15 protein-coding genes are annotated in these 13,722 nt (G+C 67.3%); all 15 read left to right on the top strand.

Annotation, left to right across the window (positions count from 1 at the left end; translation table 11 throughout):
* Positions 1 to 217 precede the first annotated feature (217 nt).
* The 15 genes from ABFX55_RS34270 (at position 218) to nuoK (ending at position 13,683) form a co-directional block, all read left to right on the top strand.
* A complete protein-coding gene (locus ABFX55_RS34270; protein ID WP_346126843.1) occupies positions 218 to 1,075 on the top strand; it encodes a DUF5753 domain-containing protein in 858 nt (285 codons plus the stop codon).
* Positions 1,076 to 1,133: 58 nt separating this feature from the next.
* Positions 1,134 to 1,364 carry a DUF397 domain-containing protein gene (locus ABFX55_RS34265; RefSeq protein ID WP_346126842.1) on the top strand — a complete coding sequence of 77 codons (231 nt, stop codon included), beginning with the start codon at positions 1,134 to 1,136 and terminating at the stop codon, positions 1,362 to 1,364.
* 286 nt (positions 1,365 to 1,650) lie between these two features.
* Positions 1,651 to 1,908 (top strand): DUF397 domain-containing protein, encoded by a 258-nt coding sequence (locus ABFX55_RS34260; protein ID WP_346126841.1) that lies wholly within the window; start codon positions 1,651 to 1,653, stop codon positions 1,906 to 1,908.
* 283 nt (positions 1,909 to 2,191) lie between these two features.
* Positions 2,192 to 3,430 (top strand): geranylgeranyl reductase family protein, encoded by a 1,239-nt coding sequence (locus ABFX55_RS34255; RefSeq protein ID WP_346126839.1) that lies wholly within the window; start codon positions 2,192 to 2,194, stop codon positions 3,428 to 3,430.
* Positions 3,431 to 3,506: 76 nt separating this feature from the next.
* Positions 3,507 to 3,866, top strand: coding sequence for an NADH-quinone oxidoreductase subunit A (locus tag ABFX55_RS34250; protein ID WP_183652058.1), 360 nt, complete (start codon positions 3,507 to 3,509; stop codon positions 3,864 to 3,866).
* Positions 3,867 to 3,869: 3 nt separating this feature from the next.
* Complete coding sequence (locus ABFX55_RS34245) at positions 3,870 to 4,421, top strand: NuoB/complex I 20 kDa subunit family protein (protein ID WP_346126838.1); 552 nt, start codon at positions 3,870 to 3,872, stop codon at positions 4,419 to 4,421.
* On the top strand, positions 4,418 to 5,095 hold the full coding sequence (locus ABFX55_RS34240) for an NADH-quinone oxidoreductase subunit C (RefSeq protein WP_346126836.1): 678 nt from the start codon (positions 4,418 to 4,420) through the stop codon (positions 5,093 to 5,095). The genes ABFX55_RS34245 and ABFX55_RS34240 overlap by 4 nt, the downstream gene beginning before the upstream one ends.
* The gene (locus ABFX55_RS34235; RefSeq protein WP_183652049.1) at positions 5,092 to 6,417 is read left to right on the top strand and encodes an NADH-quinone oxidoreductase subunit D; all 1,326 of its coding nucleotides are present in this window, start codon (positions 5,092 to 5,094) and stop codon (positions 6,415 to 6,417) included. Before ABFX55_RS34240 ends, ABFX55_RS34235 begins: the two co-directional genes overlap by 4 nt.
* Complete coding sequence (nuoE, locus tag ABFX55_RS34230) at positions 6,414 to 7,070, top strand: NADH-quinone oxidoreductase subunit NuoE (protein WP_346126834.1); 657 nt, start codon at positions 6,414 to 6,416, stop codon at positions 7,068 to 7,070. The genes ABFX55_RS34235 and nuoE overlap by 4 nt, the downstream gene beginning before the upstream one ends.
* A complete protein-coding gene (gene nuoF / locus ABFX55_RS34225) occupies positions 7,067 to 8,356 on the top strand; it encodes an NADH-quinone oxidoreductase subunit NuoF (RefSeq protein ID WP_346126832.1) in 1,290 nt (429 codons plus the stop codon). The genes nuoE and nuoF overlap by 4 nt, the downstream gene beginning before the upstream one ends.
* Positions 8,353 to 10,725 carry an NADH-quinone oxidoreductase subunit G gene (locus ABFX55_RS34220; RefSeq protein WP_346126830.1) on the top strand — a complete coding sequence of 791 codons (2,373 nt, stop codon included), beginning with the start codon at positions 8,353 to 8,355 and terminating at the stop codon, positions 10,723 to 10,725. The genes nuoF and ABFX55_RS34220 overlap by 4 nt, the downstream gene beginning before the upstream one ends.
* On the top strand, positions 10,722 to 12,062 hold the full coding sequence (gene nuoH, locus ABFX55_RS34215; protein WP_346126829.1) for an NADH-quinone oxidoreductase subunit NuoH: 1,341 nt from the start codon (positions 10,722 to 10,724) through the stop codon (positions 12,060 to 12,062). The genes ABFX55_RS34220 and nuoH overlap by 4 nt, the downstream gene beginning before the upstream one ends.
* The gene (nuoI, locus tag ABFX55_RS34210) at positions 12,049 to 12,564 is read left to right on the top strand and encodes an NADH-quinone oxidoreductase subunit NuoI (RefSeq protein WP_346126828.1); all 516 of its coding nucleotides are present in this window, start codon (positions 12,049 to 12,051) and stop codon (positions 12,562 to 12,564) included. The genes nuoH and nuoI overlap by 14 nt, the downstream gene beginning before the upstream one ends.
* Positions 12,557 to 13,390, top strand: coding sequence for an NADH-quinone oxidoreductase subunit J (locus tag ABFX55_RS34205; RefSeq protein WP_346126827.1), 834 nt, complete (start codon positions 12,557 to 12,559; stop codon positions 13,388 to 13,390). Before nuoI ends, ABFX55_RS34205 begins: the two co-directional genes overlap by 8 nt.
* A complete protein-coding gene (gene nuoK, locus ABFX55_RS34200) occupies positions 13,387 to 13,683 on the top strand; it encodes an NADH-quinone oxidoreductase subunit NuoK (RefSeq protein WP_183652029.1) in 297 nt (98 codons plus the stop codon). Before ABFX55_RS34205 ends, nuoK begins: the two co-directional genes overlap by 4 nt.
* Positions 13,684 to 13,722: the final 39 nt, after the last annotated feature.

Below are 13,722 nucleotides of genomic sequence, written 5' to 3'. Positions count from 1 at the left end.
CGTCTGCGTGGACATCCGGCTCGATGGGCCCGTGGGGAGGCGCTCGCGTCTTCATCCGATTCACCGCATTTCGCGCTGCAGAGGCTAGGATGGAGATTTCCCTCCGGGAAGTGTCGTGCAATTCCCGCTGGGATTATTGGAGAGATGCCCGCCTTGAGAAGGGTTCAACCCTTCCGAGTGGTGGGTAGTACTTCGACACGCTTGTGAGGAGAGCTGAGTGGCGCGGGAGCCGAGCCCCACCGTCAGCCGACGCCGACTCGCCGCAGAGCTGCGTCGACTCCGCGAGGATGCCCAGGTAACGGGAACACAGGTCGCCCAGGTGCTCGACGGGTCGTCCTCCAAGGTGTCCCGCATGGAAAAGGCCCAGGTCATCGCCCACAAGGACGACGTGGCACTCCTGGCCGACTTCTACCACGTCTCCCCAGCCGCCCGGGCGGAACTCCTGGCCCTGGCCGAGGAGGCCGAGGGCAAGGGGTGGTGGGACGCCCTGGACTCCATCTCGGAGTCCTACGCGAACTTCATCGGCCTGGAATCCGGCGCCGAGACCATCTTCACCTGGCAGAACGTGATCTTCCCCGGCCTGCTGCAGACTTCCGACTACGCCCGTGCGCTGATCGGGTTCGGCGACGCGTGGAGCGCTCTTTCTCCCGCCCAGACCGAGCGGCTGGTGCGGGTCAGGGCGCGGCGAGCGGGTGTGCTCGAGGAGGCGAATCCGCCACAACTCACCGTGCTCCTCGAGGAGTCGGTTCTGATGCGCAGGTTCGGTTCACCGGAGGTGATGCATGACCAGCTCCGCCACGTTCTCGATGTCGCCACCCGCCCCAATGTCTCGGTGCGGGTCGTGCCGCTGGAGCGCTCCTCGCCTTTCCACAGTTTCGTGCTGCTGAAGTTTCCGCAGCGCAAGGGTCTTGGCGACATGCACGACGACCTGGTCTACATCGAGAACGCCACGGGGGCCATATTCGACGAGAACGAGGAGCACACCTTCGCCTACGAGCGCGTCTTCTTCCAGGTGTCCACCGCGGCGCTGTCCGAGGAGGACTCGCTGAAGCTCATCGGCGAGCACGCGCGGTGAATTTCCGGCTCACTGTCGGGGTATGCCCATTTTGGCCCCCGATAGTGAGGATATGCCCATGGAGTCAACGACCTCAGACGAGATCGTGTGGCGCAAGAGCAGCTTCAGCAATATCAGCGGCGAGTGCGTGGAAGTGGCATGGACCGACGGCGGAGTGCTGGTGCGTGACTCCAAGCAGCCGGAAGGCCACGTCCTGAGCTTCACGCGCGCTGAATGGGCCGCCTTCCTCGCCCGGGTCAGGCACGGCGAGTTCGACACCCCCGAGGTCGATATGTTGGCCGAAGGGTGATCTTGTCGGCTTAGGTTGGCGAAGGTGGCATAACCGCCGCGAAAGAGCACAATGCCCCCTCCTTCAGGACGCCGGGGGCTCTAGCCGTGCAATAGGGACAGGTGGGCCAAAAACCCGCCAGTACCATAGCTCAATGGCAACATTCATCTAACCTCGGAGTGCCGATCTGGTAACTTCGCCTGCAGCTTCTGTGATCACTGGGATTCAATCCACCAGGATTGGCGTCATTGTCAGCCGCGGGCGATTCGCCGACGCATCGCCGCGCCTACTTGCCATTGGATGAGACGTGAACAGTGTGGTGGTGGGGGAGTTCCTCCCGAGTGATTCCTCCGGTGACGCGGGCGCCGAGTCGCGAGCGATCGCTTCGTGGCGGAAAAGCACCTTCAGCGGCCCCACTGGCGAGTGCGTGGAGGTCGCTCCTGCCGCCGACGGTGGGGTGATGGTGCGGGACTCCAAGAACCCCGGCGGTGCCGTCCTGGCGTTCACCACCGGCGAGTGGCGGGCCTTCCTGGCAGGGGTCCGCAACGCCGAGTTCGACCTCTGACCCCCCATTTGATGCACGAGTCAAGGCCCTCTGTCGCTGACGGGGGGCCTTCCGTATGGGCCAACCGTGTACCCGCCTGCCACCTGGTGCCGGAAAAGCGCTAGACTTCCAGCCGACAAAGTTTGTGAAGAGCTTCACAAAGGAACGAAGGCCCACACTCCGCGGCCAACAAGCGTGTAGGACAGGACAGGTCCGTGACCGTGCCAGCTGACAGCAGGCAAGCGCAGGAGCTCGCCGTGAGCGCGCGAGGAACCAGCCAACCAGCGGCGAGGCGGGCGCGACCATGAACGCGGTTGACGCCGACGTCATCGTCGTCGGCGCAGGTCCCGCCGGATCGGCGACGGCGTTCTATCTCGCCCAGGCCGGGCTCGACGTGCTGCTTCTCGAGAAGACCCGCTTCCCCCGCGAGAAGGTCTGCGGTGACGGGCTGACCCCGCGGGCGGTCAAGCAGCTCATGAACATGGGCGTCGACATCGACGCGCCTGGATGGGTCAGGAACAAGGGCCTGCGCGTCGTGGGCGGCGGCGGTCGCTACGACCTCGACTGGCCGCAGCTCGACAGCTTCCCCGACTTCGGACTGGTGCGCACCAGGCAGGACTTCGACCAGGTCGTCGCCGCCACCGCGGTCAAGGCCGGTGCCCGTCTGATGGAGGGCGTCAACGTCACGGGGGCGATCCTCGACGACCGCAGCGGGCACATCGTCGGCGTCACGACCAAGGACGGCGCCTCCTACCGCAGCCGCGTGGTGGTGGCCGCCGACGGCAACTCCACCAGGCTCGCCCTGGCGATGGGGCTGTACAAGCGGGAAGACCGTCCGATGGGCGTGGCCGTAAGGACCTACTTCGAGTCTCCTCGTCACGACGACGACTACCTGGAGATCTGGCTGGAGCTCTGGGACGAGGAGACGCTGCTGCCCGGGTACGGGTGGGTGTTCGGCGTGGGTGACGGCACCTCCAACGTGGGCCTCGGGCTGCTCAACACCAGCGACGCGTTCAAGAACATCGACTACCGCGACCTGCTGAAGCGGTGGACGAGGAACATGCCGGCGGAGTGGGGCTTCACCGCGGAGAACATGACGACCCCGATCAGGGGCGCCGCGCTGCCGATGGCGTTCAACAGGCAGCCTCACTACACCCGGGGCCTGGTGCTCGTGGGCGACTCGGGTGGCGCGATCAACCCGTTCAACGGTGAGGGCATCGCCTACGCGATGGAGACGGGCGAGGTCGCCGCCGAGGTGATCGCCAAGGCGCTGCGCGGCACCACCGCCGCCCAGCAGGAGCGAATCCTGCGAAGCTACCCGCAGGTGCTCAAGGACGCCTACGGCGGATATTTCACGCTTGGCAGGTGGTTTGTCGAAGCAATTGGGAAGCCTGGCGTGATGAGCTTCGGCACGCGGCATGGTCTGCACCACCCCAGGCTGATGCGCTTCGCCCTCAAACTCCTTGGTAATCTCACCGACCGGCGAGGCGATGCGTCAGACCGGATCATCAACGCTCTCGCGAAGGTCGCCCCACCAGCATGAACCGTTCATCCACCCGGCACACTTACAGTTCAGTCTGCGCGCCCGCGCGCGTGGAGATGGGAGAGGAGGCGTAGCGATGGATCTTTATGTGCCCATCCTGGTGCTCGCCATTGTCGCGGGGGGCTTCGCGCTCTTCTCGGTGGCGATCGCTCCGTTCACCGGTCCCAAACGCTGGAACCGCGCGAAGCTCGACGCCTACGAGTGCGGCATCGAGCCGACGCCCCAGCCTGTCGGTGGCGGACGCTTCCCGCTGAAGTACATGATCACCGCGATGCTCTTCATCGTGTTCGACATCGAGATCATCTTCCTTTACCCGTGGGCCGTGTCGTTCGACATGCTCGGGGTCTTCGGGCTGGTCGAGATGGTGCTGTTCATCGTCACCGTGCTCGTGGCCTATGCCTACGTGTGGCGCCGCAAGGGTCTGGACTGGGACTAGATAATGGGACTTGAAGAGAAACTCCCGAGCGGGTTCATCCTCAGCACGGTCGAAGCGGCCGCCGGGTGGGCCAGGAAGAACTCCGTGTGGCCGGCCACGTTCGGCCTCGCCTGTTGCGCGATCGAACTGATGGCAACCGGTGCATCGCACTACGACCTGGCGCGCTTCGGCATGGAGCGCGCTTCGGCGTCTCCTCGCCAGGCCGACCTGATGATCGTCGCCGGCCGCGTCTCGCAGAAGATGGCGCCGGTGCTGCGCCAGATCTACGACCAGATGGCCGAGCCCAAGTGGGTCATCGCGATGGGCGTGTGCGCCTCCAGCGGCGGCATGTTCAACAACTACGCCATCGTGCAGGGCGTCGACCACATCGTGCCCGTCGACATCTACCTGCCGGGGTGCCCCCCGCGGCCCGAGATGCTGATCGACTCGATCGTGAAACTGCACGACAAGATCCAGAACATGAAGTTCGGCGCGCACCGCGCCAAGCAGATCGAGGAGCTCGAGCTGCAGGCGCTCCGCACGCTGCCCCTGATCAACCAGGAGGCCTCCAAGTGAGCGAGAACCTCCCCGAGGTGCCCAAGGAGCAGGTGCCCGAGGAGCCGGTGGCCCGCCAGGGCATGTTCGGCGCCAGTGGCACCGGCGACACCTCCGGCTACGCCGGCCTCGTCGTACGGCGGGCGCCCCGCCTGTCGACCCCCCGCCCCTACGGCGGCTACTTCGACGACGTCGTCGACAAGCTCGAGTCCTTCGTCGAGGACGGCGTCGAGCGCGTGGTCGTCGACCGCGGCGAGCTGACCCTCCACGTGAAGCGCGAGAAGCTGGTCGAGATCTGCCAGCGCCTGCGCGACGAGCCCGAGCTGCGCTTCGAGCTCAGCCTGGGCGTGAGCGGCGTCCACTACCCGCACCTGACGGGCGAGGAGCTGCACGCGGTCATCCACCTGTGCTCCATCACGCACAACAGGCGCATCCGCGTCGAGGTGAGCGCGCCCGACTCCGATCCGCACATCCCCTCGACGGTCGGCGTCTACCCGACGCACAACTGGCACGAGCGCGAGACGTACGACTTCTTCGGGATCATCTTCGACGGTCACCCCGCGCTGACCAGGATCATGATGCCGGACGACTGGGACGGTCACCCGCAGCGCAAGGACTACCCGCTCGGCGGCATCCCCGTCGAGTACCGCGGCGCCGAGGTCCCCTCCCCGGACAACAGGAGGTCATACGCGTGAGCACCGGATATGACGAGGCGACCGAGGGCAAGGTCTACTCGGTCAACGGCGCCGACTGGGACGACGTCGTCGGCGCGGTGCGCGACTCCGAGGACGAGCGCCTGGTCATCAACATGGGCCCGCAGCACCCTTCCACGCACGGCGTGCTCAGGTTGATCCTCACTCTCGACGGCGAGTCGGTCACCGAGGCCCGTACCGGCATCGGCTACCTGCACACCGGCATCGAGAAGAACATGGAGTACCGGACGTGGACCCAGGGGACCACGTTCGTCACCCGCATGGACTACCTCGCGCCGCTGTTCAACGAGACCGCGTACTGCATGGGCGTGGAGAGGCTGCTCGGCATCGAGGACCGCATCCCCGAGCGGGCGCAGGCCATCCGCGTCATGATGATGGAGCTCAACCGGATCTCCTCGCACCTGGTCGCGATGGGCACGTTCGGCATGGAGCTGGGCGCGACCACGCCGTTCCTCTTCGGCTACCGCGACCGTGAAATGATCATGGACCTGTTCGAGTACATCACGGGTCTGCGGATGAACATGGCCTACGTCAGGCCGGGCGGCGTCAGCGTCGACCTGCCGGCGGGCACGGTCGACAAGGTCGGCGAGTTCCTCAAGGAGATGCCCAAGCGCATCAGGGACACCCGCAAGCTGCTCGACGAGAACCCGGTCTACACCCGCCGTACCAAGGACGTGGCCTACCTCGACCTGACCGGCTGCATGGCGCTCGGCATCACCGGCCCCATGCTGCGGGCCGCCGGCCTGCCGTGGGACCTGCGCAAGTCGCAGCCCTACTGCGGCTACGAGACCTACGACTTCGACGTCGCCACGCAGCAGAGCTGCGACGTCTACGGTCGCTACCTCGTCCGCATGCAGGAGATGGAGGAGTCGCTCAAGATCATTGAGCAGGCCCTCGACCGCATCGCGGGACCGCTGAAGAACAAGCCGGTCATGATCGAGGACAAGAAGATCGGCTGGCCCGCGCAGCTCGCGCTGGGCCCTGACGGCTTCGGTAACTCGCCCGACCACATCGCGCACATCATGGGCAGCTCCATGGAAGCGCTGATCCACCACTTCAAGCTGGTCACCGAGGGCTTCAGGGTCCCGGCAGGCCAGGCGTACGCGGCGGTGGAGTCCCCCCGCGGCGAGCTCGGCGCGCACGTGGTCAGCGACGGCGGCACCCGCCCGTACCGCGTGCACTTCCGCGAGCCGTCCTTCACGAACCTGCAGGCCGTACCGGCAACCTGCGAGGGTGGCCAGGTCGCCGACGTCATCGCGGCTGTGGCATCCATCGACCCGGTCATGGGAGGTGTTGACCGGTGAGTTACTCGCCGGACGTCCGGGAGCGTCTCGAGAGAGACGCCAAGGAGATCATCGGGCGCTACCCGAAGACGCGCTCGGCTCTGCTGCCGCTGCTGCATCTGGTGCAGTCGGAGGACGGTTACGTCTCCGAGCACGGGCAGGAGTTCTGCGCGGAGATGCTCGGCCTGAGCAAGGCCGAGGTCACCGGTGTCGCGACCTTCTACACGATGTACAAGCGCAAGCCGATGGGCGACTACCACGTAGGCGTCTGCATCAACTCGCTGTGCGCCGTGCTGGGCGGCGACCAGATCTGGGAGGAGCTGTCGGAGCACGTCGGCGTCGGCCACGACGAGACGACCTCCGACGGCAAGGTGTCGCTCGAGCGCCTCGAGTGCAACGCCGCCTGCGACTTCGCGCCCGTGATGATGGTCAACTGGGAGTTCTTCGACAACCAGACGCCCGAGTCGGCCAAGCAGCTCGTCGACGACCTGCGCGACGGCAAGAGCGTCTCGCCCACTCGCGGTCCGAAGAAGCTCTGCACCTTCAAGGAGGCCTCGCGGGTGCTCTCGGGCCTGCCCGACGACCTGGCCGGTGACGGCCCGTCGGCGGCAGGTCCCTCGCTCGAGGGACTGAAGGTCGCCAAGGCCAACGGATGGAAGGCCCCCGAGGCATGAGTACCACCCTTACTCCGGTCCTCACCGCGAACTGGGACCAGGCCAACTCCTTCACGCTGGAGGGCTACGGGCCCTACGACGCGGCGAAGAAGGCGCTCGGCATGGACCCCGACGCGGTGATCCAGGCCGTCAAGGACTCCGGTCTGCGCGGCCGAGGCGGCGCGGGCTTCCCCACCGGCATGAAGTGGGGCTTCATCCCGCAGGGCGACGGCAAGCCGCACTACCTCGTCGTCAACGCCGACGAGTCGGAGCCCGGCACCTGCAAGGACATCCCGCTGATGATGGCCAACCCGCACTCGCTGGTCGAGGGCATCATCATCACCTCCTACGCCATCCGCGCCAACCACGCCTTCATCTACGTGCGCGGCGAGGTGCTGCACGTCATCCGCCGCCTGCACGCGGCCGTGCGCGAGGCGTACGAGAAGGGCTACCTCGGCAAGGACCTCTTCGGCTCCGGCTACGACCTGGAGCTGGTCGTGCACAGCGGCGCGGGCGCCTACATCTGCGGCGAGGAGACGGCGCTGCTCGACTCGCTGGAGGGTTTCAGGGGTCAACCGCGCCTCAAGCCTCCGTTCCCAGCCGTGGCGGGCCTGTACGCGTCGCCCACTGTGGTGAACAACGTGGAGTCCGTGGCCAGTGTTCCCTCGATCATCGCGAACGGCGCCGACTGGTTCGCCTCGATGGGGACCGAGAAGTCCAAGGGCTTCGGCATCTTCTCGCTGAGCGGCCACGTCACCCGTCCCGGCCAGTACGAGGCGCCGCTCGGCATCACGCTGCGCGAGCTGCTCGACATGGCGGGCGGCATCCGCGAAGGGCACCAGATCAAGTTCTGGACCCCTGGCGGCTCCTCCACGCCGATCTTCACCGACGAGCACCTCGACGTCCCCCTCGACTTCGAGGCGGTCGGGGCGAAGGGCTCGATGCTCGGCACCCGCGCGCTGCAGATCTTCGACGAGACCACCTGCGTGGTCCGTACGGTGCTGCGCTGGACCGAGTTCTACGCCCACGAGTCGTGCGGCAAGTGCACGCCGTGCCGTGAGGGCACCTACTGGCTCAAGCAGGTGCTCAAGCGCCTGGAGGCCGGCCAGGGCACCGAGGACGACATCTCGCTGATCACCGACATCGCCGACAACATCCTGGGCCGCTCCTTCTGCGCCCTGGGCGACGGCGCCACCAGCCCGATCCACTCGTCGGTGAAGTACTTCCGTGACGAGTACCTCAAGCACTTCGAGGTCGGCGGCTGCCCGTTCGACCACAAGAAGTCCACCGTGTGGGGTGACAAGTGACAACGACAGCCGTAGAGACCCAGGTCGTCACCCTCACGATCGACGGCTTCCAGATCTCCGTGCCCAAGGGCACGCTGATCATCAGGGCGGCCGAGCTGCTGGGCATCCAGATCCCCAGGTTCTGCGACCACCCGCTGCTCGACCCCGCCGCCAACTGCCGCCAGTGCCTGGTCGACATCCCCGACGCGGGCAACGGCCGCGGCTTCCCCAAGCCGCAGCCGTCGTGCGCGATCGAGGTCGCCCAGGGCATGGTCGTGCAGACCCAGCTCACCTCGCCGGTGGCCGAGAAGGCGCAGCGCGGCGCGATGGAGCTGCTGCTCATGAACCACCCGCTGGACTGCCCGGTCTGCGACAAGGGCGGCGAGTGCCCCCTGCAGAACCAGGCGATGTCCAACGGGCAGGGCGAGTCGCGCTTCCACGAGCACAAGCGCACCTTCCCCAAGCCGCTCCCGCTGTCGACGCAGGTCCTGCTCGACCGCGAGCGCTGCGTGCAGTGCGCGCGGTGCATCCGCTTCTCCGACGAGATCGCGGGCGACCCGCTCATCGACTTCTTCGAGCGCGGGGCCAAGGAGCAGGTGGGTGTCGCCGACGGCAAGCCGTTCGACTCCTACTTCTCGGGCAACACGATCCAGATCTGCCCGGTCGGCGCGCTGACCAGCGGTGCCTACCGCTTCCGCGCCCGCCCGTTCGACCTGGTCTCCACCCCGAGCGCCTGCGAGCACTGCGCGTCCGGTTGCGCCCTGCGCACCGACCACCGCCGCGGGAAGGTCACCCGTCGTCTGGCCGGCATGGACATGCAGGTCAACGAGGAGTGGAACTGCGACAAGGGCCGCTTCGCCTTCACCTACGCCACGCAGCCCGACAGGCTCAAGACGCCGCTGGTCCGCAACGAGGAGGGCCTGCTGGTCCCCGCGTCGTGGCCTGAGGCGCTCGCCGTCGCGGCCGCCGGTCTGGCCAAGGCGCGCGGCAAGGCTGGCGTGCTGGTCGGCGGCAGGGTGACCGTCGAGGACGCCTACGCCTACGCCAAGTTCGCCCGCGTCGCGCTCGGCACCAACGACGTCGACTTCCGCGCCAGGCCCCACTCGGCCGAGGAGGCCCAGTTCCTGGCGCACGCGGTCGCCGGCAAGGGCATCGAGATCTCCTACACCGACCTCGAGCAGGCGCCCGCCGTCCTGCTGGTCGGGTTCGAGCCCGACGAGGAGTCGCCCATCGTCTTCCTGCGCCTGCGCAAGGCGTGGAGGAAGAAGGGCCTCAAGGTCACCTCGATCGCTCCGTTCGCCACCGAGGGCCTGGCCAAGATGGGCGGCACGCTCATCAGGACCACGCCGGGCGGCGAGGCCGACGCGCTCAACGAGCTCGGCTCCGTGGCCGAGGGCACGATCATCCTGGCGGGCGAGCGGCTGGCCGCCGTCCCCGGCGCCCTGTCGGCGCTGGTACGGCTGAGCGCCGCCTCCGGCGCGAAGCTGGCCTGGATCCCGCGCAGGGCGGGCGAGCGCGGAGCCGTCGAGGCGGGCGCGCTTCCCAACCTGCTGCCCATCGGCCGCCCGGTCGAGGACGAGTCGGCGAGGGCCGAGGTCGCCCGAGCGTGGAACGTCGGCTCCCTGCCGGCCGCCCCCGGTCGCGGCACCGACGCGATGCTCGCCGCGGCGCTGAACGAGGAGCTCGACGCGCTGCTCGTCGCGGGCGTCGACCCGCACGACCTCGCCGACACCGAGGCGGCGCTGACCGCGCTGGAGAACACGCCGTTCATCGTCAGCCTGGAGATCCGCGCCAGCGCGGTCACCGACAGGGCCGACGTGGTCCTGCCGGTCGCCGCGGTGGCCGAGAAGGCGGGGACGTTCGTGAACTGGGAGGGCAGGGGCCGCTCGTTCGAGCGCGCGCTCAGGGTCCCCGGTCTCATGAGCGACCTCGGCGTGATCGGCGCCATCGCCGACCACATGGACGTGCACCTCGGCCTGCCGGACGCCGCTTCGGTCCGCAAGGAGCTCGGCGCTCTCGGCGCCTGGCGCGGCACGCGGGTCTCGGCGCCGAACGTCAACGCCAGGGCCCAGGGCTCGCCCCAGCAGGGCGAGGCCGTGCTGGCCACCTGGCACCAGCTCCTCGACGCGGGCAGGCTGCAGGACGGCGAGCCGTACCTCGCGGGCACCGCTCGCGCCGTCGAGGCGCTGCTGTCGGAGAGCACCGCCGCTGAGATCGGCGTGGTCGACGGCGACAAGATCGTTATCGGTGAGACGGTGTCACTGCCCGTGCGCGTCGCCGACCTGCCCGACCGGGTGGTTTGGGTGCCGGCGAACTCCGCAGGCAGCTCGGTCTCGCGCGACCTGCGCGCGGTGGCCGGCGACATCGTCAAGATCGGGAGTGCTTCATGAGCCTGCCAGTCCTCGCGGTCGATCCGACCCTTGCCGACTTCGGCAAGGACCCGCTCTGGATCACCATCATCAAGGCGGTCGGCGTCTTCGCCTTCCTGATGCTCGGCATCCTGTTCGGCGTCTGGTACGAGCGCAAGCTGATCTCCCGCATGCAGAACCGCTACGGCCCCAACAGGGCGGGCAAGTTCGGCCTGCTGCAGTCGGTGGCCGACGGCATCAAGATGGGCCTCAAGGAAGACATCTTCCCCAACACCGTGGACAAGGTGCTCTACCTGCTGGCCCCGGTCATCATGGTGATCCCGGCCTTCCTGGCCTTCTCGATCACGCCGTTCGGCCCCATGGTGAACATGTTCGGCGTGCAGACGCCGCTGCAGCTGGTCGACCTGCCGGTCGCGGTGCTGTTCATGCTGGCGATGGGCGCCGTGTCGGTCTACGGCGTGGTGCTGGCCGGATGGTCGTCCCGCTCGCCGTACGCGCTGCTCGGTGGTCTGCGGTCGGCGGCCCAGGTGGTCTCCTACGAGATCGCGATGGGCCTGTCGTTCGTGGCGGTCTTCCTGTTCGCGGGCACACTGTCCACCTCGGAGATCGTGGCGGCCCAGGCCTCGGGAGGGGAGTTCTTCGGGATCCCGATGCCCTCCTGGTACGTGATCCTGCTGCTGCCGTCCTTCCTGATCTACGTGGTCTGCGCCTTCGGTGAGGCCGCCCGCATCCCGTTCGACCTGCCCGAGGGCGAGGGCGAGCTGGTCGGCGGCTTCCAGACCGAGTACTCCTCGTCGCTGAAGTTCGCGCTGATCATGATGGGCGAGTACCTGCACACGTTCACCGCCTCGGCGATGGCGATCACGCTGTTCCTCGGCGGCTGGCGTGCACCGTGGCCGATCTCGCTCTGGGACGGCGCGAACACCGGCTGGTGGCCGTTCCTGTGGTTCCTCATCAAGTTCATCCTGGTCTTCTCCTTCGTCGTCTGGGTTCGCGCCTCGCTTCCGCGAGTGCGTTACGACCAGCTGATGGCGCTGGGCTGGAAGGTGCTGATCCCGCTGAACCTGGCGTGGATCATGCTCGTCGCCACCGTCAAGCTGATGAGGACCGAGGACGGTGTCATCGACAAGACGCCAGTGATGATCATCGGAGCGATCGTCATCGTCGGAGCCTTCGCCATCTGGTGGCGCTTCGACACCGTGAACCAGCGCCGCAAGGACGCGGACAAGGCCAGGGTCGCCGCCGAATTCGAGCAGCTCGCCACCGAGCCGACGGCCGGCGGCTTCCCTGTGCCGCCGCTTGACCTGCCGCACTACCACGGGGTGGAGCGCAAGGAGGTTCCCAGTGGGACTAACTGATTTTCTGAACCCCGTGAAGGGGTTCGGCGTGACCTTTCACACGATGTTCAAGAAGCCGGTCACGACGAACTATCCGGAGGAGAAGAAGCCGACGGCTCCTCGCTTCCACGGTCGTCACCAGCTGAACAGGTGGCCCGACGGCCTGGAGAAGTGCATCGGCTGCGAGCTGTGCGCATGGGCGTGCCCCGCGGACGCGATCTTCGTCGAGGGCGCGGACAACACCGAGGACGAGCGGTTCTCGCCAGGCGAGCGCTACGGACGCACCTACCAGATCAACTATCTGCGGTGCATCCTGTGCGGTCTGTGCATCGAGGCGTGCCCGACCAGGGCGCTCACGATGACCAACGAGTACGAGCTCGCCGACTCCAGCCGAGAGAGCCTCATCTACACCAAGGAGATGCTCCTCGCGCCGCTCACCCAGGGCATGGAGCAGCCTCCGCACCCCATGCGGCTCGGCGACACCGAAGAGGACTACTACCGCTTGGGGCGCGATAATGGGTGAGACCATTACGTTCTGGGTGCTCGCCGTCGTCTCCGTCGGCGCGGCGCTCGGAATGATCTTCAGCCGCAAGGCGGTCTACTCGGCGCTCCTCCTCGGCGGCGTCATGCTGTGCCTCGCGGTGCTCTACGCCGTGCAGGAGGCGCCCTTCCTCGCCGCGGTGCAGATCATCGTCTACACCGGCGCGATCATGATGCTCTTCCTGTTCGTGCTCATGCTGGTGGGCGTCGACTCGGCCGACTCGCTGGTCGAGACCCTGAGGGGTCAGCGCGTCTGGGCGGGCCTCGCCGGGATCGGCTTCGCCGTCCTGGTGATCCTGGCCATCGGCAACGCGCTGTTCGTGCCCGAGCCCGCGGGACTGGCCGCCGCCACCGAGCAGGCGGGTGGCAACGTCCAGGCGCTGGCGAGGCTGGTGTTCACCCGCTACGTGTTCGCCTTCGAGGTCACCTCCGCGCTGCTCATCACCGCCGCGCTCGGCGCGATGGTGCTGGCGCACCGCGAGCGGATCGAGCCGAAGGCCACGCAGAAGGACATGGCTCGCGCCCGTTTCGCCGAGGGTGACCCCTCGCCGCTGCCGGCACCGGGCACGTACGCCAGGAACAACGCCATCGACATGCCCGCGCTGCTGCCCGACGGCTCGGTCTCCGAGCTGTCGGTCAACCGCCACATCGCGCGCTACGACGTCGAGCGGGGCCACCTGCCCGATGACCCCAAGCTCGCCGAGGCGCTCAAGCACGCGGTCGAGGAGGAGCCCGTGACCGAGCGGAGCCACAGGCACGAGCAGGCTTCGTCGCAGGAAACCGACTCGCAGGCCGAGGTGACCAAGTGACCACCGAGTACCTGGTCCTGTCGGCCCTGCTCTTCGCGATCGGCGCGCTCGGCGTGCTGATCAGGCGCAACGCGATCGTGGTCTTCATGTGCGTCGAGCTCATGCTCAACGCCTGCAACCTCGCGTTCGTCACCTTCGCCAGGATGCACGGCAACCTCGACGGTCAGATCATCGCGTTCTTCGTGATGGTCGTGGCCGCCGCGGAAGTCGTGATCGGTCTGGCCATCATCGTGACGATCTTCCGAACCCGCAGGTCGGCATCCGTGGACGATGCCAACCTGCTGAAGTACTAAGAGGTGACAGTGGAACCGGCTGAGATCATCCCGCACTCC

Source organism: Nonomuraea roseola (genome assembly GCF_039535395.1).
Taxonomy (GTDB): Bacteria; Actinomycetota; Actinomycetes; order Streptosporangiales; family Streptosporangiaceae; genus Nonomuraea; species Nonomuraea roseola.
This window is presented reverse-complemented; position numbering and strand designations above follow the sequence as displayed.